The following is a 21326-nucleotide window of genomic DNA, read 5'->3' as shown; positions in this document are numbered from 1 at the left end:
CGATTGTGAGAGAAGCGGTCATTGTAGCAGGGGCGCGTACGCCGGTAGGAAAAGCAAAAAAAGGAACGCTCGCCCATGTACGTCCGGATGATTTAGGAGCGCTCGTCGTGAAAGAAACGTTAAAGCGGGCGGGAAACTATGAAGGAAATATTGATGATTTAATCATCGGTTGTGCGATGCCGGAGGCGGAACAAGGGTTAAATATCGCCAGAAACATCGGTGCATTAGCCGGACTTCCATATACGGTGCCAGCAATTACAATCAATCGCTATTGCTCATCTGGCTTACAAGCGATTGCTTACGCGGCGGAGCGAGTGATGCTTGGTCACTCCGATACGGTCATCGCTGGCGGAGTTGAATCGATGAGCCTTGTTCCGATGATGGGGCATGTCGTTCGTCCGAATGTCAAAATTGCGGAACATGCGCCAGAGTATTATATGTCAATGGGGCATACAGCGGAGCAAGTGGCGATGAAATACGGTGTCAGCCGTGAAGAACAAGATGCTTTTGCTGTTCGCAGCCATCAGCGCGCAGCCAAAGCGATTCGCGAAGGGAAATTTGTCGATGAAATCGTGCCAGTGGAAGTCACGATTCGGAAAGTGGAAAATAATCGTTTCGTTGAAAAGACCGTGATCTTTTCCGAGGATGAGGGTGTGCGTCCAGATACGAATATGGAAACATTGGCGAAACTTCGTCCAGCGTTCGCTGTAAACGGGACAGTCACGGCAGGGAACGCTTCCCAGACGAGTGATGGCGCTGCAGCGGTAATGGTGATGGACCGTGAAAAAGCGGAGTCATTAGGTTTAAAGCCGCTGGGAAAATTCCGCTCGTTTGCGGTTGCTGGAGTTCCACCAGAAGTAATGGGCATTGGTCCGGTTGAGGCAATCCCAAAAGCATTGAAACTAGCTGGACTAGAGCTTTCTGATATCGGCTTAATTGAACTGAATGAGGCGTTCGCTTCCCAGTCCATTCAAGTTATTCGTGAGCTAGGATTGGACGAAGAAAAAGTAAACGTGAACGGTGGAGCGATTGCGCTTGGGCATCCACTTGGCTGCACGGGGGCGAAATTAACGCTGTCATTGCTTTACGAAATGCGCCGCCGCAACGAGCAGTTTGGAATTGTGACAATGTGTATCGGCGGCGGAATGGGGGCAGCAGGTGTATTTGAATTAATTTCTTAATGGAACGAAGGAAGCGGGCGGTCTCGCTCCCGTCCGGTTCGTTCAGAAATAAAGGGGAGGAGTTAAAAATGACAAAAGCAGTGGAAAATGTCATTAAAGGTGGAAGCTTTTTAATTGAAGATGTTCCTTGTGAGCGTGTATTTACTCCAGAGGATTTTACAGATGAGCATAAAATGATTGCGAAAACTACGGAAGAATTTGTCGTAAATGAGGTACTTCCACAGCTTGAGCATTTAGAAAATCATGAATTTGACCGCTCTGTCAAGCTATTAAAACAAGCGGGCGAGCTCGGCTTATTAGGAGCGGACGTTCCAGAAGAATACGGCGGATTAGGGCTTGATAAAATTAGCTCTGCGCTTATTGCTGAAAAAATGGCGCGTGCAGGTGGATTCTCGATTTCTCACGGAGCACATGTTGGAATTGGTTCGCTTCCGATTGTATTGTTCGGTACGGAAGAACAAAAGCAAAAATATCTCCCGGCATTAGCGACAGGAGAAAAAATTGCGGCGTACGCCTTAACGGAGCCTGGTTCTGGTTCAGACGCATTAGGAGCAAAAACGACAGCGAAGCTAAACGCAGAAGGAACTCATTACATTTTAAACGGTGAAAAACAATGGATTACCAATGCTGGCTTTGCCGATGTATTTGTTGTTTATGCTAAGGTGGATGGAGAGCATTTTTCAGCGTTCATCGTTGAGCGCGATTTCCCTGGCGTGTCAACAGGGACAGAAGAAAAGAAAATGGGAATTAAAAGCTCATCGACGCGTACGTTAATTTTACAAGATGCACTTGTACCAAAAGAAAACCTGCTTGGCGAAGTAGGAAAAGGTCATGTCATCGCCTTTAACATTTTAAATATTGGGCGCTATAAGCTAGGGATCGGTGCTGTTGGCGGAGCGAAACGAGCGTTAGAAATTACAATTCAATATGCGAACCAACGTCAACAATTTAAAACGCCAATTTCCAAATTTACGTTAACACAAGAAAAATTTGCGACAATGGCTTCGAGATTATACGCGACAGAAAGCTCTGTGTATCGTACAGTTGGTTTATTTGAAGAACGAATGAGCCAGCTCGATGAAGAGAAAGCAAAAGACGGAAAAGAAATCGCAAAATCGATTGCGGAATACGCGATTGAATGCTCGCTCAATAAGTTTTTTGCAACAGAAACATTGGATTACGTTGTCGATGAAGGTGTACAAATTCATGGCGGTTACGGATTTATGCAAGAATACGAAATTGAAAGGGCGTACCGCGATTCGCGCATTAACCGCATTTTTGAAGGAACGAACGAAATTAACCGCCTGCTCGTCCCAGGTATGTATTTACGAAAAGCGACGAAAGGCGAATTGCCACTTCTGCAAAAAGCGCAACAACTTCAAGAAGAATTAATGATGCTCATGCCGGAAGAAGTCGGAGATGGCGTATTAGAACAAGAAAAATATTTAGTGCGCAATGCAAAGAAAATTGCTTTACTGGTAGCTGGGTTAGCCGCGCAAACATTCGGTCCGAAATTAGATAAAGAACAAGAGATTTTAGTGAACATCGCTGACATTGTCAGCAACATTTATGCGATGGAATCTGCATTGCTTCGCACAGAAAAAGCGATTCAAAAATCAGGGGTAGAAAAAAATAAACAAAAACTTCTCTATACACAAATTTTCTGTCAAGAAGCATTTAATGAAATCGAAGCACATGCGAAAGAAACGATCGTTGCTGTCGAACAGGGTGACACATTGCGTATGATGTTATCTGCTTTACGCAAGTTGACTCGTCATACACCAATCAATGTGATTGCGAAAAAACGCGAAGCAGCTGCCGCATTAATTGAAGCAGAGCGCTATATTGTGTAATATGGAAAGTACCAGGCGAGCTCGTCTGGTACTTTGTGTTTGTAAAGGACGGTGGAATAGGAAGATGGCGTTCACGTTTTATTGGTATCCAAAGTGCGGGACATGTCGTAAGGCGAAAAAATGGCTAGAGGAGCATGGCATTTCTGTTCATGAAGTACATATTGTCGAGAATCCGCCGACAAGAGAGGAACTCGGCGAGCTTTATCGAAAAAGCGGATTAGAATTAAAAAAGTTTTTTAATACAAGTGGTATGAAATATCGTGAATTGGGCATGAAAGATAAAGTAAACACAGCTTCTGAATCGGAATTGCTTGATCTCCTTGCCTCTGATGGAATGTTAATCAAACGGCCGATTTTAACTGATGGAGAAAATGTGATCGTTGGTTTCAAAGAGGAAGAATATGAAAAATTTTTTTCCGCTCTGAAGAGATAGTCGGTGAGTTTTTCGAAAAAATCAGTTATTATTAAGAAGAATACAATTGTAGTTGGAGGGACTGTGATGAACACGCCAAAAGAATTGCGCTATTCTGAAGAGCATGAATGGGTACGTGTGGAAGGTGACAAAGTTCGTATTGGGATTACTGATTTTGCACAATCCGAGCTAGGTGACATTGTATTTGTGGAGCTACCTGAAGTGGGGGCAGAGATTACTGCCAACGAGCCGTTTGGTAGCGTTGAATCAGTCAAAACCGTTTCAGAACTATATGCACCTGTGAGTGGCAAAGTTGTCGAAGTGAACGAAGCATTAAATGATAATCCTGAATTTGTAAACGAGTCTCCGTATGAGAAAGCATGGATGATTGTTGTCGAGCCTTCTGACATAAGCGAAGTAGACAACTTATTAACAGCGGAACAATATGAAGCGATGATTAACGAAGACTAAAGCATATTTATACCAAGCAACGACAACGCTTCACCTGTAAGTATAAGGAAAATTGGGACAAGCAATGGCAATAGAGCCGTTGCTTGTTTCCATACGACGAGTATTCGACCAATGATTGGGCACCCTATAGTTAAATACGTTCGAGGGGGTGTCTTTTTTATGACGTTGGAGAAGAAAAGACTAGATATTACCGATCGTATAGTCGGTAAACTTAAAAATGATACAATCGAGCTGTTTGCGGAGAACGAACCGATCGGACGGATTGTTCTTTCCGAAGCCGGCGGTACCTTTGAATTGAACAATGGGTATGAGAAAGAACTAGATAAAATTTATAAGCAGGTCACATTGACAACCGATCCTGATCAAAAGTACGTCGATTGCGACAGCGAGTATGGCTGGTGTTGAAAGCAGCGGGTTTTTACCTTACCGTTGCTTTTTTATTTTTTGCAACATGAAAGGAGAAAATGGTGTGTTTATGGAATAAAATATATGTAATCTCTTTTCATTAGGTGATGCTTATGACAATGGTAGAGACAGGAAAAGTGATTATTGTAGAGGGGCGATCTGATAAGAAGAAACTAGAGTGCATTATTAAAGAACCAGTTGAAATCATTTGTACAAATGGTACGATTAGTAATGCTAAATTAGACGAATTAATCGATGAGCTATATAATAAAGAAGTATTCATATTAGTCGATGCTGACGAAGCAGGAGAAAAGCTGCGGAAGCAATTTCGACGTGAACTTCCCGAAGCGGAACATTTATATATTGATCGAATGTATCGAGAAGTAGCAGCAGCACCAAAACAACACATTGCGGCTGTGTTATTAAGCGCCAATATAGATGTGCATACGGATTATTTATAAAAGGTGTGAAAAATACGCAAATGGAAGCCTTGACATTGGAGCAAATCGACGAAGCAATCGAACAAGAGGAGATTGTATGCGTTTATTTATATACGCCGATGTGCGGAACATGTCAGCTCGCAAGCCGGATGCTTGAAATTGTTCAAGAGCTATTCCCTGATATAAAGTTTTGCAAATCAGACATTAATTATATGCCAGAACGTGCAATTTCATGGAGCATTGAGAGTGTTCCGTGTCTTCTCATATTCCGAAACGCGCAGCTAGAGAAAAAAATATACGCGTTTCATTCCGTTCCGTACTTGTATGAAACGATTAAAAAGCTTTTATAAAGAGATGGCTTGAAGCCCTTGATTTAAAATTCCAACCAAAAAATGAACGAAAGATAAGGCTGTCCGAAAAAATCACATTTTCGTGATCTTTTCGGGCAGCTTTTTTTTTTTTTTTTTTTAAATATAGAAAAATTCGACATAAAAAACCTTTATTTCACATATTTCTCAGGAAATATCAATAATATGTATAGAGTTTGTGGTTTAATTTGTATATTTTATTGGTCATTTGTCGAGAAGTTAGCAAAGGATTCATGCGTTTTCTCATGGAATGTACATGTAAGAGACTAATGGGGGAGGTTGGTAAAACAATGGGGATCTATAGTCTTATTCAGCAATTCATTGAAAGGATTCAAACGTTACATCATTTATTACCGCTTTTGCCTGAGGAGCATGTATATATTCAGTTTGAATGTGAGAACGAGAATGTTATTTTTGCTATTTCAAAAAACGGTACGGAAGAGGAAAAAAATGTAGATGAAAAAAGACTATTAACGATTCGGGGTTCAGAAGAGGCGATTCAAGCGCTTTTAACTGGAGAATTAAAATTACAGCAACAAATGCGCCTGAAAGAGTTGTCCGTTGTGGGAAGCTTTCGGCATATACTTCTTTTAGAATCAATTTTTCATTTAGCGAAGCCTTATCGATTTGTTCACTAAAGGTTTTTAGTATTAAGAAAATAATTAACGAAAAGAAAATGGCGTGGTACATTCGAAAAAATAAAACGATTATACATTTCTTATCAAGAAAGGCGGAGAGGGACTGGCCTGATGAAGCCCGGCAACCGGTTTTTGCAACACGGTGCCAGAGTACGGTATTAAGATGCATTTTGTTGATCCAGCTAATCTGGAAAATTTTCGCGCGGCAATCACGCCAAATACAAAAGCGATTTTCGCCGAAACAATCGGCAATCCGAGCCTGCATGTATTAGACATTGAAGCCGTAGCTGAGATTGCTCATGAAGCAGGCATCCTACTTATTATCGATAACACGTTTGCGACTCCTTATTTATGCAGACCGATTGAGCATGGAGCTGATATTGTTGTTCATTCAGCAACGAAATGGTTACTTGGAAACGGAACAACGCTTGGCGGGATTATTGTCGATGGTGGAAATTTTGATTGGAACTCACCAAAATTCCCTGAATTTACAACGCCGGATCCGAGCTATCATAATCTTGTTTATGCCGAAGCGTTCGGACCTGCCGCCGATATTGCTAAGGCGCGAGTATAACTATTGCGTGACTTAGGCCCAGCCATTAGTCCTTTCAATGCCTTTCAGCTTAACTTTGTGGTCTTGAGACATTACATGTGCGTATGAAAGAACATATTGCTAATACGCGAACAATTGTTGAATATTTAGATCGTCATCCAGCTGTAGAATGGGTGCTTTATCCGGAACATGAGCAACATCCGTCTAAAGATTTAGCAGAAAAATATTTGCCAAAAGGAGCTGGTGCAGTCGTTGTTTTTGGAATTAAAGGTGGCCGGAAAGCAGGAGCAAAACTGATTAACAACGTGAAATTTTGGTCACATGTAGCCAACGCTGGTGACGCGAAAAGTATAATTATTCATCCGGCAAGCACGACGCATCAGCAGTTGAGTGCAGAAGATTTAAAAGCATCTGGCGTTACTGAAGATTTGATTCGCTTATCTGTTGGAATTGAGAATGTGGATGATTTAATTGAAGATTTGGAACAGGCAATTCAAGCCGCTACTGAAGCTGCCTCGGATTTGTCTTTGTATCGATGATCAAAGTTTTTGTTGACACTTTATTTCATGCATGTTAAAATCACACTTGTAATTTATAAAACTACTTGAGCTGATTAAAGTTTTAATTGAATAAAGCGCGTTCAGTGCTCTTATCAAGAGAGGTGGAGGGATGTGCCCAATGAAACCCGGCAACCGTCAGCATTTTTGCTGAAATGGTGCCAATTCACACAAAGCGATTGCTTTGAGAGATAAGAGACAGAATAGGAGATAATGCCTTTCTGTTCTCTTGAGCAGAAAGGTTTTTTATTTTAAGTATGTCGGCGAAGATAGGAAGCAGCTGTGAAGAAAAGGAAGGTGAGAAGCAAATGATTACATTAGAAAATGTAACGAAAATTTATCAATCTAGCAACGGTTCAGTAACAGCTGTCGATGATGTGAGCTTGCACATTAAAGAAGGGGAAATTTTCGGGATTATTGGTTATAGTGGAGCTGGAAAAAGTTCGTTAATTCGTATGTTAAATGGACTAGAAAAGCCCACGAAGGGAAATGTCATCGTTGCTGATCGAAATATTGCCAATATTAAGGGGAAAGAATTACGCGAAGCTCGTCAAGAAATCGGGATGATTTTCCAACATTTTAATTTATTATGGTCAAGAACCGTGCGCGAAAATATTGCGTTTCCATTAGAGATTGCAGGAGTTCCAAAGGAACAACGGTTAAAACGCGTGGACGAGCTCATTCAGCTTGTTGGCTTGCAAGGACGTGAAAATGCCTATCCATCACAATTAAGCGGCGGCCAAAAGCAGCGTGTCGGCATCGCCCGTGCTTTGGCGAATAATCCAAAAGTATTATTATGCGATGAGGCGACATCAGCGCTAGATCCACAAACAACAGATTCCATTCTCGATTTATTGGTAGATATTAATCAGCGTCTTCGTTTGACGATTGTTCTCATCACTCATGAGATGCACGTTATTCGGAAAATTTGTGATCGTGTAGCCGTCATGGAAAACGGTAAGATTGTTGAACAAGGCGAAGTGCTTCAAGTGTTCCGTCAACCAAAGCAGACAATTACAAAACGGTTCGTTCAACAAGTCATTGAACCGGAAGAGACAAAAGAAACGATTGCTCATTTAATAGATAAATATCCGAGAGGGAACGTGATTCAATTAACCTTTGTTGGCGAGGCAGCTGAGCAGCCATTGATAGCGAATCTTACTCGTCAATTCCAAGTAAACGTGAATATCCTTCAGGGGAAAATTTCGCAGACCCATCAAGGTTCGTACGGGGTATTATTCGTGCATATTGATGGAACAGATGAGGAAGTAGCAAAAGCGATTGATTATATTCGCCAACAACAGGTTGGGGTGGAGGTGATTACCGATGTTCAATAGCCTCTTACCGAATGTGCAATGGGATACCATTTGGGCGGCGACAGTAGAAACCCTTTATATGACTGGTATTGCTGTTGTTGCAACGTTTGTGTTGGGCATTATCCTTGGTCTTTTATTATTTTTAACCTCAAAGGGGAATATATGGGAGAATCGGCTGGCGAATGCGATTATTGCGGCGTTTGTGAATATTTTTCGCTCTATTCCGTTCATTATTTTAATTATTTTATTGATTCCGTTTACTAAGCTTGTCGTTGGTACGATTCTCGGTGCGAATGCGGCATTGCCAGCGCTTATTATTGGTGCTGCTCCATTTTACGCGCGCATGGTTGAGATTGCGTTGCGAGAAATTGATAAAGGTGTCATTGAAGCAGCAAAAGCGATGGGAGCGACAACAGCGACAATTATTTGGAAAGTGCTTCTTCCGGAATCGTTGCCGGCTCTTGTTTCCGGAATCACGGTGACAGCGATTGCTCTTGTTGGCTATACAGCCATGGCTGGCGTTGTCGGTGCGGGTGGACTTGGAAACCTTGCTTATTTAGAGGGATTCCAACGCAACCATAACGATGTTACATTTGTGGCTACCGTTCTTATTTTAGTCATTGTTTTTGTCATTCAGTTTATTGGTGACTTCGTCACTTCTAAAATAGATAAACGATAAAAAGGGGGAAAATAGTATGAAAAAATGGCTTAGCGCATTATTTGCAGCTGTGCTCGTATTAGCGCTTGCTGCATGCGGCAGCAATGACAATGCTGAAGGAAGTAAAGAAGGAAAAACAACAAAATTAGTCGTCGGTGCTTCTAACGTTCCACACGCGGAAATTTTAGAACAAGCAAAGCCAATTCTTAAGAAAAAAGGAATTGATCTTAAAATCGTAAAATTCCAAGATTATATATTGCCAAACAAAGCATTAGCGGATAAAGAAATTGATGCGAACTACTTCCAACATATTCCTTATTTGGAATCTCAGAAAAAGGAATACGGTTATGACTTCGTGAATGCAGGTGGCATTCATATCGAACCAATCGGTATCTATTCGAAAAAGCACAAAAGCCTTGAAGAACTACCAAAAGGCGCAACGATCATTATGAGCAACTCTGTTGCAGACCATGGTCGTATTTTATCAATGTTGGAAGAAAAAGGACTTATTAAACTAAGAGAAGGTGTAGATAAAACAAAAGCAACGGTTAAAGATATTGTCGAAAACCCGAAAAAATTGAAATTTAAAGCAGATGTTGATGCAGGTCTTTTACCACAAATCTATAAAAACAATGAAGGCGATGCGGTGGTCATTAACGCAAACTATGCGTTAGATGCTGGTTTAGACCCTGCGAAAGATCCAATCGCAGTCGAATCGCCAAAAAACAACCCATACGTCAATATCATTGCGGTACGTAAAGGTGATGAAAACCGCAAAGAAATCAAAACGCTTGTAGAAGTGCTTCAATCGAAAGAAATTCAAAACTTTATTAAAGAAAAATATAAAGGTGCAGTTATTCCAGCGGCACAAAAATAATAACGGAAGCAGTTTTGCTTCCGTTATTTCTTTTTCGGCAGTTTTTCAAGAATAGCGATTAATAAAGTAATAATGATGACTGAACATTGTACAGAAATCACAATTACCGCAATGTCGGTAAACATTAGTGAACCGAGAGCGAATATAACATAAAGGATAAAAGGAGCATCATTAAAAACATTGATATCCATTTGTCCAACATCATTTTGTCTTCACTTCACTATATTTGAATTCGCTTGTTTAATCTCCTTTTCCTTTAAGCATACTAACAGCGATATGATTCTTTCGAAGGGGTGTTTGTAGTGAATCAGCAAAGCTATACATCGACAGAAGCGGCGTTACAACATTACAAAGAAGGGTTGGGAGCGTTTACGCAAAAATTGCCGGAAATCGCTAGAAGCTTTAATGCCTTTACGGAAGCTTGTTTTGAAGAAGGAGCATTATCGAAAAAAGAAAAGCAGCTCATCGCGCTTGGAATTAGTCTGGCTACCCAAGATGAGTATTGCACGATTTATCATACAAAAGGTTGTCTTGATCAAGGTGCATCGGAACAGGAAATTTTGGAGACTTGCGGTGTAGCCGCGGCATTTGCTGGAGGAGCAGCAATGAGCCAAGCGGTGACATTAGTTCAAGAATGTATCGCTGAACTTGCGACAAAACATTAAATCACTAAAGACTCCGAATGGGAGTCTTTTTTCGATTACATATGTACATCATAACTTGTCAACTGCGCATCACTTAATCGAAACTTCGTAAAGGTTTGAAGTGGGGATTGCGAGTGCCAAGCAGTCCTAACGTGTGGGGATCCGGTCGTTAGGGAAGGTTCGTATAGGATCGTGTCTTGTATGGTACCGTCCAACGGTTTGTTATCCATCGATAGTATTTATTTTCCACATATAGTAGACACATGATGACGTTCAACGTTTACGGTGGCGATGATTTCTTGCCGCAACCTATTATGTTGAGTAGTCCGTAAACAATAGGAGCGCCTGATTCAAGGGTTTTCTCCTGTGCTGGCCAAGTAAGTAGGAAATAAAGGGAAGATTTTGTCTAATGCTAATGTCCATTCCTCTCCGGATTCTCGCTTGCAGAAAGACCTTCATACACTTGAAGCTGGAGCCTTCTGTGCAATTTAAAATGGAATTTTTAAAAGTATAGGTAGGATGGTAAATGGTTGCTAATACTTTTAATTTGTTATAAAATTATAATGAGAATAAAATGAGAATATATCAATGAAGTAAGTTTAGTCAATGATATACACAATTTTTTGTGGAAATTGGAGGTATTTTTCATGGCAGTGCTGACGATTAAAGATCTTCACGTATCCGTTGAAGGAAAGGAAATTTTAAAAGGCGTGAACCTAGAAGTAAAAGGCGGTGAAATTCACGCCATCATGGGCCCGAACGGAACGGGAAAATCAACGTTGTCTTCCGCGATCATGGGCCATCCAAAATATGAAGTAACAAAGGGAAGCATTACGCTAGATGGACAAGACGTTCTTGAAATGGAAGTCGATGAACGGGCGCGTGCAGGTCTATTCTTAGCGATGCAATATCCAAGTGAAATTAGCGGTGTAACGAACGCGGACTTCCTTCGTGCGGCTATTAATGCTCGCCTTGGTGAAGGAAACGAAATTTCATTGATGAAATTTATTCGTAAATTGGATGAAAAAATGGAATTTCTTGAAATGAATTCAGATATGGCTCATCGTTACTTAAATGAAGGATTCTCCGGCGGTGAGAAAAAGCGCAATGAAATTTTGCAGCTAATGATGTTAGAGCCGAAAATCGCGATTTTAGATGAAATTGATTCCGGTCTTGATATCGACGCGTTAAAAATCGTTTCAAAAGGCGTAAATGAAATGCGCAGCAGCGACTTCGGCTGTTTAATCATCACACACTACCAACGCTTGTTAAATTACATTACTCCAGATTACGTACACGTAATGATGCAGGGACGAATTGTGAAATCAGGTGGTCCAGAATTAGCACAACGTCTAGAGGCGGAAGGATACGATTGGATTAAAAAGGAACTCGGTATCGAAGAAGAAACGGTTGAGCAAGAAGCGTAAGCGTTAGGAGGAATAGTATGGCGATTGAAACGAAACTACCATTCGACCAAGAATATGTGCGCTCCTTTTCTGAAGGGAGCGGTGAACCTAGCTGGCTTTTAGATCTTCGCTTACAAGCTCTTGCCAAAGCAGAAGAGTTACCACTACCAAAGCCAGACAAAACAAAAATCGATCAATGGAACTTTACTGAATTTGCTAACCATGTTGTGCAAAGCGCTCCGATTTCTTCATTAGAAGAACTGCCGGAAGCGGTAAAAGCACTCATTGATTTGAACGAAGAAGTGAAAAATTTATATGTCCAACGTGACAATACGCCGGCATATATTTCATTATCCGAAAACTTAAAAGAAAAAGGCGTTATTTTTACTGATATTTTTACAGCGGTACGCGAGCATAGTGAATTATTGCAAAAATATTTGATGAAAGACGGCGTCAAAATCGATGAGCATCGCTTAACCGCATTGCATGCAGCGCTTCTCAATGGCGGTGTGTTCGTGTACGTTCCAAAAAATGTGGAAATCGACACTCCGCTTCAAGCAGTGTATATTCAAGAAAGCAAAGACGCAGCATTATTTAACCACGTCATTGTTGTGGCGGAAGATAACAGTAGAGTGGTTTATGTTGAAAACTACATTTCCACAATGGAAACGTCTAATGCAGTAGTCAATATTGTTGCCGAAGTATTTGCCAACACGAATGCACGCGTATTTTTCGCAGCGGTTGATAACTTAGCCAAAGGCACGACAACGTATGTGAATCGCCGTGGCATTGCTGGGCGTGACGGACGCATCGAATGGGCATTAGGTTTAATGAATGACGGTAATACAGTTTCAGAAAATATCACCCGTTTAATTGGCGATGGTTCCTATGGTGATACAAAAACGGTTGTTGTTGGGCGCGGCGAACAAGTACAAAATTTCACGACAAGCGTGATTCATTACGGAAAACATACAGAGGGCCATATTTTAAAACATGGAGTAGTAAAAGATAGTGCTACATCGATTTTTAACGGCATCGGGAAAATTGAACATGGCGCATCAAAATCGAATGCACAGCAAGAATCGCGTGTTCTTATGCTTAGCGAAAAAGCGCGCGGCGATGCGAACCCGATTTTATTAATCGATGAAGATGATGTCATGGCTGGCCACGCTGCTTCTGTTGGTCGTGTTGACCCGATCCAGCTGTATTATTTAATGAGCCGCGGTATTCCAAGAGTAGAAGCGGAGCGCTTGATTATTCACGGATTCTTAGCTCCTGTTGTCAATGAAATTCCGATTGAAGGTGTGAAAAAACAACTTATTGAAGTGATCGAAAGGAAAGTTAGATGATGGATATGAAAGAGGTTCGTAAGCTGTTTCCGATTTTGAGTCAAGAAGTGAACGGAAAGCCGCTCGTGTATCTTGATAGCGCAGCAACCTCTCAGAAGCCTCTTCCAGTGATCGAAGCGCTTGATAAATATTATCGTGAATACAATTCGAATGTTCATCGCGGCGTGCATACCCTTGGTACAAAAGCAACGGATGCATACGAAGGGGCACGTGAAAAAGTGCGTAAATTTATTAACGCCAAGTCGACACAAGAGATTATTTTTACACGCGGAACGACAACCGCATTAAATACAGTTGCAACAAGCTATGCACGTGCAAACTTACATGAAGGCGATGAAATTGTCATTACGTATATGGAGCACCATAGCAACATTATCCCTTGGCAACAAGCCGCCAAATATACAGGGGCAACATTAAAATATATTCCGCTTCAAGAAGATGGAACCATCAGCTTAGAAGACGTTGAAAAAACGATAACACCAAATACAAAGATTGTTGCGGTTACGCAAGTATCGAACGTCTTAGGTACCATTAATCCGGTAAAAGACATTGCGAAAATCGCCCACCGAAACGGCGCTGTCGTAGTTGTAGATGCAGCGCAAAGTGCTCCGCATATGAAAATTGATGTTCAAGATTTAGATTGTGATTTTTTAGCCTTTTCCGGGCATAAGATGTGTGGTCCGACGGGAATTGGCATATTATATGGTAAAAAGGCATTGTTGGAACAGATGGAACCAGTCGAATTCGGTGGAGAAATGATCGACTTTGTCGGATTGTATGAATCGACATGGAAAGAACTTCCTTGGAAGTTTGAAGGAGGAACACCGATTATTGCAGGAGCGATTGGCTTAGGGGCAGCGATCGATTTCCTAGAGCAAGTAGGCTTAGAAAACATTGCTGCTCACGAACATGAGCTTGCTCAATATGCGTTGGAACAGCTTTCAACGATGGAAGGACTCACGATTTATGGACCGAAAGAACGTGCAGGATTAGTGACATTTAACATTGATGGTGTTCATCCGCATGATGTTGCGACTGTTCTTGATGCGGAAGGAATCGCTGTACGTGCCGGTCATCACTGTGCCCAACCGCTCATGAAGTGGTTGAATGTTTCGGCGACAGCACGTGCAAGCTTTTACCTTTATAACACAAAAGAAGATATTGATCAGCTAGTTGCCGCATTACGGAAAACAAAGGAGTATTTCGATCATGTCTTTTAATAACTCTTTAGATACTCTTTATCGCCAAGTAATTATGGATCATTACAAAAACCCGAGAAATCGCGGTGTTCTCGAAGGAAATAGTGTCGATATTAACATGAACAACCCAACATGTGGGGACCGTGTTCATTTAACGATGAAAGTAGAAGACGGGAAAATTATCGATGTAAAGTTCGAAGGGGAAGGCTGCTCGATTTCCATGTCATCAGCTTCGATGATGACGCAAGCGATTAAGGGAAAAACGGTCGAAGAAGCGTTGAGTTTAGCACAAATCTTCTCTAATATGATGCAAGGAAAAGAATACGATGACTCAATTGATTTGGGGGATATTGAAGCGCTTCAAGGTGTCTCGAAATTCCCTGCTCGCATTAAATGTGCGACGCTTGCATGGAAGGCGATGGAAAAAGGATTGCATCAACACGAATAATGGAAGCATGAAAAGGAGGCGAACATCATGGCGAAAAAAATGCCAGAAATCGGCGAATATAAATATGGCTTCGCCGATAAAGACGTTTCCGTGTTCCGGGCCAAACGCGGATTAACAAGAGAGATTGTCGAAGAAATCTCTCGCATGAAAAACGAACCGCAATGGATGCTCGAATTTCGTTTAAAGGCATTAGATATTTTCTACAGCATGCCAATGCCGCAATGGGGTGGCGATTTATCTAGCCTAGATTTTGATGAGATTACCTATTATGTTAAACCATCAGAAAAGTCCGGGCGTTCTTGGGATGAAGTGCCAGCGGAAATTAAAGCGACGTTTGATAAATTAGGAATTCCAGAAGCGGAACAAAAATATTTAGCAGGAGTATCAGCGCAATACGAATCGGAAGTTGTGTACCATAATATGAAAGAAGACCTTGAAAAATTAGGTGTTATTTTCAAAGATACAGATTCCGCATTAAAAGAAAACGAAGACATTTTCCGCGAGCATTGGGCAAAAGTCGTACCACCAACAGATAATAAGTTTGCGGCGTTAAACTCTGCGGTATGGTCCGGTGGATCGTTCATTTACGTGCCAAAAGGCGTAAAAGTAGAAACCCCATTGCAAGCGTATTTCCGCATTAACTCTGAAAACATGGGGCAGTTTGAACGCACGTTAATTATCGTTGATGAAGGTGCGCACGTTCATTACGTGGAAGGTTGTACAGCTCCAGTGTATACGACGAATTCTCTTCATAGTGCAGTTGTTGAAATTATCGTCAAGAAAGGCGCTTACTGTCGTTATACAACGATTCAAAACTGGGCGAACAACGTCTTTAACCTTGTTACGAAGCGTGCGGTTTGCGAAGAAAACGCAACAATGGAATGGATTGACGGAAACATCGGTTCAAAATTAACGATGAAATATCCAGCTGTCATTTTAAAAGGCGAAGGTGCACGTGGATTAACGCTTTCGATTGCGATTGCCGGAAAAGGTCAACATCAAGACGCCGGTGCGAAAATGATTCACCTTGCGCCAAATACATCATCGACGATTGTTTCCAAATCCATTTCGAAACAAGGTGGAAAAGTGACATATCGCGGTATCGTTCATTTCGGTCGAAAAGCGTCAGGCTCGCGCTCGAATATTGAATGTGACACGCTCATTATGGATAATCAATCAACCTCCGATACGATTCCGTACAACGAAATTTTAAATGACAACATTTCGTTGGAGCATGAAGCAAAAGTATCGAAAGTATCAGAAGAGCAATTGTTCTATCTCATGAGCCGCGGCATTTCCGAACAAGAAGCAACGGAAATGATCGTCATGGGATTCATTGAGCCATTTACAAGAGAACTTCCAATGGAATACGCTGTTGAAATGAATCGTCTCATTAAATTCGAAATGGAAGGATCCATTGGTTAATTTGGATATCACTAACCCGGTCATTCGTTGCCACGAAGGACCGGGTTTTTCATTGTCACCTAATCTCATGGAATCATTACCAAGTCTTAAATGATTGTGATATGATGGAAGCAGGTGATACAAATGATTTATATTGGACTAACGGGCTGGGGGGACCATGATCGTCTTTATCCGCCCGGCCTTGCTGCAAAAGATAAATTACAAGAATACGCTGCTCATTTTCCAACTGTAGAAGTCGATTCATATTTTTATGCGATTCAGCCAAGGCAGAACGTGGAAAAATGGATTCGCGAAACACCAAAATCGTTCCAGTTTATCGTCAAAGCATACCAAGGAATGACAGGACATGAACGTGGAGAAATACCTTATCAAAACAAAGAAGAGATGTTTGCAGCCTTTTTAGCATCGATTGAGCCATTTATCGAAGCAGGCAAGTTAGCAATGGTATTGTTTCAATTTCCGCCTTGGTTTGATTGTCGCCGGGAACATGTGACGTATTTGCGCTGGTGTCGAATGAAGATGGGGAATATACCGGTGGCGTTAGAATTTCGCCATCAATCATGGTTTGCCCCTCGTTTTTATGAAAAAACATTACAATTTATGACCGAAGAAGGATGGATTCATAGTATTTGTGACGAACCACAGGCAGGGGAAGGTTCGGTTCCAACTGTTCTTTACCCAACGAACCGGGAAAAAACGCTCATCCGGTTTCACGGCCGAAATGTCTACGGCTGGAATAAAGCAACAAGCGGAGAAAACTGGCGAGCGGTTCGGTATTTGTATCGCTATCGTGAAGAGGAATTGCTCGAATGGGTGAGCCATATTCAAAAACTGAAAGAGACAACAAACAATATTTATGTGTTATTCAACAATAATTCCGGCGGTGATGCCGCAGACAATGCGAAGCAGTTCATGCGTTTGCTTGGCATTGAATATACCGATTTAGCGCCGCGGCAACTAGACTTATTTTAATGGATGGAGATGAGGATAATGGAATACGTGCTGCTGATTCTAGTCGGGTTTTTAGCCGGTACCATTGGTAGTTTAGTCGGCTTAGGGGGAGGAGTAATTATCGTTCCGTCTTTATTATTTTTAGGAGCGACTCACTTTTTACCGACTGTTTCGCCGCAAGTTGCTGTTGGGACATCATTAGTTGTCATTATTTTTAACGGCCTTTCTTCGACGTTATCTTATATGAAAGATAAAATGGTTGATTACCGAAGCGGACTTCTCTTTTTTATTGGAAGTGGACCAGGAGCGATCGTTGGGGCATGGGTGAACAATGTGCTAAGCTTAGCTCATTTCTCCCTTTATTTCGGCCTCTTTCTAATCTTTGTCTCGTTTTTGCTAATGTTAAATAGAGATTCTTCGAAACAAGTAGAATCCAAGCATTTTAAAATTACGCGTACGTATATAACGAATGAAGGGGAAACGGTTACGTACGGCTATCATCCTGTGTTAGCGATTGTGATTGCATTTATCGTTGGTTTTTTTGGTGGACTTTTTGGTATCGGCGGCGGTTCGCTAATGGTTCCGGCTATGATTTTATTATTTTTGTTCCCGCCGCATGTGGCGGTAGCGACGTCAATGTTTATTGTGTTCCTGTCTTCCCTCGTTAGTTCTCTGACGCATATTACAATGGGAAATGTAGAATGGCTATTTGTCCTTGCTCTTATTCCGGGCGTTTGGTTTGGTGCAAAAACGGGCGCGTTCATTAATAAACGGTTAAAAAGTAAAACGGTCGTCATCGTTTTGCGGCTTGTGCTTGTTCTTCTTGGAATTCGCCTAATTTATCAAGGCATTTCGTAAAAGAGGTGTTGTTTGTTGGCACAAACGATTTATATTTACCATACAAACGATGTACATAGCCACTTTGAAAATTGGCCAAAAATCGTGAAATTTTTGCAGGAGCGAAGAAAAGAACATGAACGCAACAAAGAAGCGATGTTATTATTTGACATTGGAGATTTCATTGACCGGTTTCATCCGATTACAGAGGCGACAAGAGGAAAAGCGAATGTTGAGCTGTTAAATGAGCTCCATTATGATGCGATCACGATTGGCAATAACGAGGGAATTACCTTAACTCACGAAGAATTAAATGAGCTGTATGAAGAAGCTCGGTTTCCAGTTCTTGTTGCGAATTTGTTTCAACAAGATGGTAAACGTCCTGCTTGGCTCCGACCTTATGAGCTGATTTCTCTTTCAGATAAAATTACCTTGGGGGTTATCGGTGTTACCGCCCCTTTTAGAAAATTTTATGAGTTGCTCGGTTGGACAGTCGTCTCTCCATTTGATCTGTTGGCAGAAATGGTAGCGGAAGTACGAAAAAAAGCGGATTTTGTCGTTTTGCTATCTCATTTAGGAATTAACGATGATGAGAAAATCGCCCAAACGGTACAAGGAATTGATGTAATTATCGGGGGACACTCCCACCATTTATTGCCTAATGGAAAAATAGTCGATGGCACGCTATTATGTGGAGCGGGGAAATATGGCCAATACATCGGTGTGGTCAAACTAGACATAGATGAGATCAATAAGCCGACAGCAACAGCTTCTGTAGTAGATGTGTCGATGCTTCCAGATTGTGAAAACACAAAACAACAACTGTTGGTACTTCAACAAGAAAGCGTGCGTCAGCTTGAACAAGAAAAAGTGGTTGAGCTTCATGAAGATTTGCCGTTACAATGGTTTGCCCCTTCACCGCTTTCTCAACTGTTAGCAACCGCCTTAAAAGAATGGTGCGATGGTGACATTGGGATGGTGAATGCAGGTGTGCTATTAGAGCCACTTTCTAAAGGGATCGTCACAAAAAAAGACTTACATCGCATTTGTCCACATCCAATCAATCCATGCAAAGTCTATTTGCGAGGCGATAAATTAAAAGAAGTGATTTTGCAGGCGAATACGGAGGAAATGAAACACTTTCCTGTCAAAGGTTTTGGATTTCGTGGCAAAGTGATGGGGCAGATGGTATATGATGGGGTTGAATTACAAACGGAAATTATGAAAGATGGTTCAGAATGTATTTACCAGATTTTGGTTAACGGAGAAGCACTAAATATGGACAAAACATATGCCGTGGCAACAATTGATATGTTTACATTTGGACATTTTTACCCAGAAATTTGCCGTGCTCCGCAAAAAACATATTATATGCCGGAATTTTTGCGTGATCTTTTAGCATGGAAGTTATCCAACAATAGATAGGAACACTTCCTTTCTCGATTCATACATTGAATTAGGGAAAGGAGCGTGGGGATGATGGTAACCGTCAAACCGATTATGATTGAGAACTATCCGTTTATCGCTGTTTCAGTTCAGTTGCCAAAAACGAATTTACTTGCTGTAGCAAATGAAAAGGGCTATATTATGTGCGGGGCATTAGATGTGAACCTGTTAAATGAACAATTGAAAGATCGCGGTATTATTGCAGGGAGAGCCGTAGGCGTCCGCACGATTGAACAATTATTAGAAGCTCCGCTTGAGTCCATCACGATCGCTGCCGAAAAGCTTGGCATCAAGGTTGGTATGAAAGGAAAAGACGCATTGCTGAAAATGATATAAAAAATTATAAAAGAAAAGTGCGTTATGTCCTCTCTTTACAGCATACATATAGCTTGTAAAGGGGGGATATTCATTTTGGCAAAGTTTCCCGTTCGCTTGTCGAAGAAAAGGGGCCCACTGCCTTTTCGCTATTTATTTTTGTTAACGTTCGTATTTTTTATATTATCGACAGCAGTTAGCCTTTGGATTATTAATAAAGGAATTGAGCCAACGCTTATGGATATTGCCGAGAAAGAAACGAAGCGGATTGCGAACTTGATCATTAATGGTGCAATAAATCAACAAATTACCGAAGACGATGTTGATGTCAAAGATTTGATTAAGGTTCAACAAGATGAATATGGAAGAATTTCTTCTATCGATTTTAACGCTGCCGTTGTAAATCGAGTTCTCGCTAAAACAAACAATCGAGTGTTAAAAAACTTAAAAGCGGCAGAACAAGGAGATTTACGAGAACTTGAATTTCCAGATGTAAAAATCGAAACAAACGGTATGGAAAATGAAGGAATTATTTATCATATCCCGCTTGGTCAGGCAACGAACAATACGTTACTTGGAAATTTGGGTCCAAGGATTCCCGTGCGCTTTTACGTCATTGGTAATGCGACTTCAGATGTTAAAACAAAAGTGGAACCATTTGGAATTAACAATGCTCTTATTAAAGTGCTCATTCATATTAAAGTCAATGTACAAGTAGTGATTCCGTTCGCAACCAAGTCTGCTACTGTCTCAACTGATATCCCGATAGCGATGCACGTTATTCAAGGAGAGGTACCGAACTTTTATAACAATGGAGGAAATTCTGATCCATCATTTGAAATTCCGCTCAATTGATATGTACTGCAGTCTTGAATTTGTGATACTGTATTAATTACAAAAATTTTTTGATATATGACATTTTGTGTTAGCTATCCCAGCAATAATAAGGGATAGCTATTTTAATTGAATATCAAAATTTGTAAATATTATTTTGATATTGCAGACTATAGACGTTATACTCATTTATATATAAAAAGTCAAAAAATAAAAATTATTTTTTATCTCTTTAAAGACAAGAACTTGTACAAATGGAAAATCGATAACAGCGGGAAACGCGAGACGGCTTTATTTTGGCAGAGGCGGGGCAGCCATCGGTTTGGGAAACTTAACAGCTTTGGTGTTGTGCTGGCTAAACTTAGTCGAAATCATTTTGCTTGCATGGGTCGTGCATGAACTAAACCATTTGCACAACCATGCGAGACAGTGTGGTTGACATTATGTTAGGGGCATGGTGGAAAATTTGCTTAAGTGTCATTACAATGATTGTCTTAGGTTATATGATGATTGATAACATTCGTACAAACTCAAAAGAAAATTACCGTGGATATGAGACTTGGTTTGTGATATCGCTCGGTTGGGTCGCCGCTGTGTTAACGCTATTTGTTGGCATTGCCTTTTCAATGAAACGGCAGAGAGTGTCATGATGCTTATTGATAAGGAGGTTTAGCGACTAAGTATTATTCATGCTGTTGTAAAAGCAAAACACAAAATCATAGAGAAGAAACGGTTTATTGATT

24 protein-coding genes, 1 pseudogene and 1 riboswitch are annotated in these 21326 nt (G+C 41.1%); of the genes and pseudogenes, 24 read left to right on the top strand and 1 reads right to left on the bottom strand.

All coding sequences use genetic code 11. The features are described from left to right. Nucleotides 1-5 precede the first annotated feature (5 nt). From HNR31_RS11915 to HNR31_RS11860, 12 genes and pseudogenes are all read left to right on the top strand, one after another. The gene (locus tag HNR31_RS11915; protein ID WP_181556458.1) at nucleotides 6-1181 is read left to right on the top strand and encodes an acetyl-CoA C-acetyltransferase; all 1176 of its coding nucleotides are present in this window, start codon (nucleotides 6-8) and stop codon (nucleotides 1179-1181) included. A gap of 68 nt (nucleotides 1182-1249) precedes the next feature. Further along, the gene (locus HNR31_RS11910; RefSeq protein ID WP_181556457.1) at nucleotides 1250-3034 is read left to right on the top strand and encodes an acyl-CoA dehydrogenase family protein; all 1785 of its coding nucleotides are present in this window, start codon (nucleotides 1250-1252) and stop codon (nucleotides 3032-3034) included. A 64-nt stretch (nucleotides 3035-3098) separates the two neighbouring features. Continuing rightward, nucleotides 3099-3467 (top strand): arsenate reductase family protein, encoded by a 369-nt coding sequence (locus tag HNR31_RS11905; RefSeq protein WP_181556456.1) that lies wholly within the window; start codon nucleotides 3099-3101, stop codon nucleotides 3465-3467. Nucleotides 3468-3533: 66 nt separating this feature from the next. After that, nucleotides 3534-3917, top strand: coding sequence for a glycine cleavage system protein GcvH (gene gcvH, locus HNR31_RS11900; RefSeq protein ID WP_181556455.1), 384 nt, complete (start codon nucleotides 3534-3536; stop codon nucleotides 3915-3917). Between the two features lie 159 nt (nucleotides 3918-4076). Beyond that, nucleotides 4077-4322 carry a YusG family protein gene (locus tag HNR31_RS11895; RefSeq protein ID WP_181556454.1) on the top strand — a complete coding sequence of 82 codons (246 nt, stop codon included), beginning with the start codon at nucleotides 4077-4079 and terminating at the stop codon, nucleotides 4320-4322. Between the two features lie 119 nt (nucleotides 4323-4441). Continuing rightward, complete coding sequence (locus HNR31_RS11890; protein WP_373367417.1) at nucleotides 4442-4783, top strand: toprim domain-containing protein; 342 nt, start codon at nucleotides 4442-4444, stop codon at nucleotides 4781-4783. A 20-nt stretch (nucleotides 4784-4803) separates the two neighbouring features. Beyond that, nucleotides 4804-5112: a thioredoxin family protein gene (locus HNR31_RS11885; protein ID WP_181556452.1), complete on the top strand. Its 309-nt coding sequence runs from the start codon at nucleotides 4804-4806 to the stop codon at nucleotides 5110-5112. Nucleotides 5113-5420: 308 nt separating this feature from the next. Then, the gene (locus HNR31_RS11880; RefSeq protein ID WP_181556451.1) at nucleotides 5421-5768 is read left to right on the top strand and encodes an SCP2 sterol-binding domain-containing protein; all 348 of its coding nucleotides are present in this window, start codon (nucleotides 5421-5423) and stop codon (nucleotides 5766-5768) included. Between the two features lie 130 nt (nucleotides 5769-5898). After that, a pseudogene (locus tag HNR31_RS11875) lies at nucleotides 5899-6860 on the top strand (O-acetylhomoserine aminocarboxypropyltransferase/cysteine synthase family protein); the annotation flags it as partial. Nucleotides 6861-6967: 107 nt separating this feature from the next. Continuing rightward, nucleotides 6968-7076, top strand: a riboswitch (SAM riboswitch). Between the two features lie 110 nt (nucleotides 7077-7186). Continuing rightward, on the top strand, nucleotides 7187-8215 hold the full coding sequence (locus tag HNR31_RS11870; protein ID WP_181556450.1) for a methionine ABC transporter ATP-binding protein: 1029 nt from the start codon (nucleotides 7187-7189) through the stop codon (nucleotides 8213-8215). Beyond that, nucleotides 8205-8873 carry a methionine ABC transporter permease gene (locus HNR31_RS11865; protein ID WP_181556449.1) on the top strand — a complete coding sequence of 223 codons (669 nt, stop codon included), beginning with the start codon at nucleotides 8205-8207 and terminating at the stop codon, nucleotides 8871-8873. The genes HNR31_RS11870 and HNR31_RS11865 overlap by 11 nt, the downstream gene beginning before the upstream one ends. 16 nt (nucleotides 8874-8889) lie before the next feature. After that, nucleotides 8890-9729, top strand: a complete 840-nt coding sequence (locus HNR31_RS11860; protein ID WP_181556448.1) for a MetQ/NlpA family ABC transporter substrate-binding protein — start codon at nucleotides 8890-8892, stop codon at nucleotides 9727-9729. Between the two features lie 23 nt (nucleotides 9730-9752). Here HNR31_RS11860 and HNR31_RS11855 read toward each other — a convergent pair whose 3' ends face one another. Next, entirely contained in the window at nucleotides 9753-9920 is a 168-nt protein-coding gene (locus tag HNR31_RS11855) for a hypothetical protein (protein ID WP_181556447.1), read from the bottom strand. Between the two features lie 111 nt (nucleotides 9921-10031). Here HNR31_RS11855 and HNR31_RS11850 point away from each other — a divergent pair, with 111 nt between their 5' ends. The 12 genes from HNR31_RS11850 (at nucleotide 10032) to HNR31_RS11795 (ending at nucleotide 21233) form a co-directional block, all read left to right on the top strand. Next, on the top strand, nucleotides 10032-10394 hold the full coding sequence (locus tag HNR31_RS11850) for a carboxymuconolactone decarboxylase family protein (RefSeq protein WP_181556446.1): 363 nt from the start codon (nucleotides 10032-10034) through the stop codon (nucleotides 10392-10394). Between the two features lie 626 nt (nucleotides 10395-11020). Then, entirely contained in the window at nucleotides 11021-11800 is a 780-nt protein-coding gene (gene sufC / locus HNR31_RS11845; RefSeq protein ID WP_181556445.1) for a Fe-S cluster assembly ATPase SufC, read from the top strand. Nucleotides 11801-11817: 17 nt separating this feature from the next. After that, on the top strand, nucleotides 11818-13128 hold the full coding sequence (gene sufD / locus HNR31_RS11840) for a Fe-S cluster assembly protein SufD (RefSeq protein ID WP_181556444.1): 1311 nt from the start codon (nucleotides 11818-11820) through the stop codon (nucleotides 13126-13128). Then, nucleotides 13128-14348, top strand: coding sequence for a cysteine desulfurase (locus HNR31_RS11835; RefSeq protein WP_181556443.1), 1221 nt, complete (start codon nucleotides 13128-13130; stop codon nucleotides 14346-14348). The genes sufD and HNR31_RS11835 overlap by 1 nt, the downstream gene beginning before the upstream one ends. After that, nucleotides 14338-14775, top strand: coding sequence for a Fe-S cluster assembly sulfur transfer protein SufU (sufU, locus tag HNR31_RS11830; RefSeq protein WP_181556442.1), 438 nt, complete (start codon nucleotides 14338-14340; stop codon nucleotides 14773-14775). Before HNR31_RS11835 ends, sufU begins: the two co-directional genes overlap by 11 nt. Before the next feature lie 27 nt (nucleotides 14776-14802). Next, on the top strand, nucleotides 14803-16200 hold the full coding sequence (gene sufB / locus HNR31_RS11825) for a Fe-S cluster assembly protein SufB (protein ID WP_181556441.1): 1398 nt from the start codon (nucleotides 14803-14805) through the stop codon (nucleotides 16198-16200). Between the two features lie 123 nt (nucleotides 16201-16323). Next, the gene (locus tag HNR31_RS11820; protein WP_181556440.1) at nucleotides 16324-17172 is read left to right on the top strand and encodes a DUF72 domain-containing protein; all 849 of its coding nucleotides are present in this window, start codon (nucleotides 16324-16326) and stop codon (nucleotides 17170-17172) included. 18 nt (nucleotides 17173-17190) lie between these two features. Then, on the top strand, nucleotides 17191-18009 hold the full coding sequence (locus HNR31_RS11815; RefSeq protein WP_181556439.1) for a sulfite exporter TauE/SafE family protein: 819 nt from the start codon (nucleotides 17191-17193) through the stop codon (nucleotides 18007-18009). A gap of 15 nt (nucleotides 18010-18024) precedes the next feature. After that, nucleotides 18025-19413, top strand: coding sequence for a bifunctional metallophosphatase/5'-nucleotidase (locus HNR31_RS11810; protein WP_181556438.1), 1389 nt, complete (start codon nucleotides 18025-18027; stop codon nucleotides 19411-19413). A gap of 54 nt (nucleotides 19414-19467) precedes the next feature. After that, a complete protein-coding gene (locus tag HNR31_RS11805; protein WP_181556572.1) occupies nucleotides 19468-19770 on the top strand; it encodes a YunC family protein in 303 nt (100 codons plus the stop codon). Nucleotides 19771-19845: 75 nt separating this feature from the next. Then, nucleotides 19846-20604, top strand: a complete 759-nt coding sequence (gene yunB / locus HNR31_RS11800; RefSeq protein ID WP_228485552.1) for a sporulation protein YunB — start codon at nucleotides 19846-19848, stop codon at nucleotides 20602-20604. 422 nt (nucleotides 20605-21026) lie between these two features. Beyond that, complete coding sequence (locus HNR31_RS11795) at nucleotides 21027-21233, top strand: hypothetical protein (protein ID WP_181556436.1); 207 nt, start codon at nucleotides 21027-21029, stop codon at nucleotides 21231-21233. The last annotated feature ends 93 nt before the right edge of the window (nucleotides 21234-21326 follow it).

It is taken from the genome of Thermaerobacillus caldiproteolyticus, from assembly GCF_013761245.1.
GTDB lineage: Bacteria > Bacillota > Bacilli > Bacillales > Anoxybacillaceae > Thermaerobacillus > Thermaerobacillus caldiproteolyticus.
This window is presented reverse-complemented; position numbering and strand designations above follow the sequence as displayed.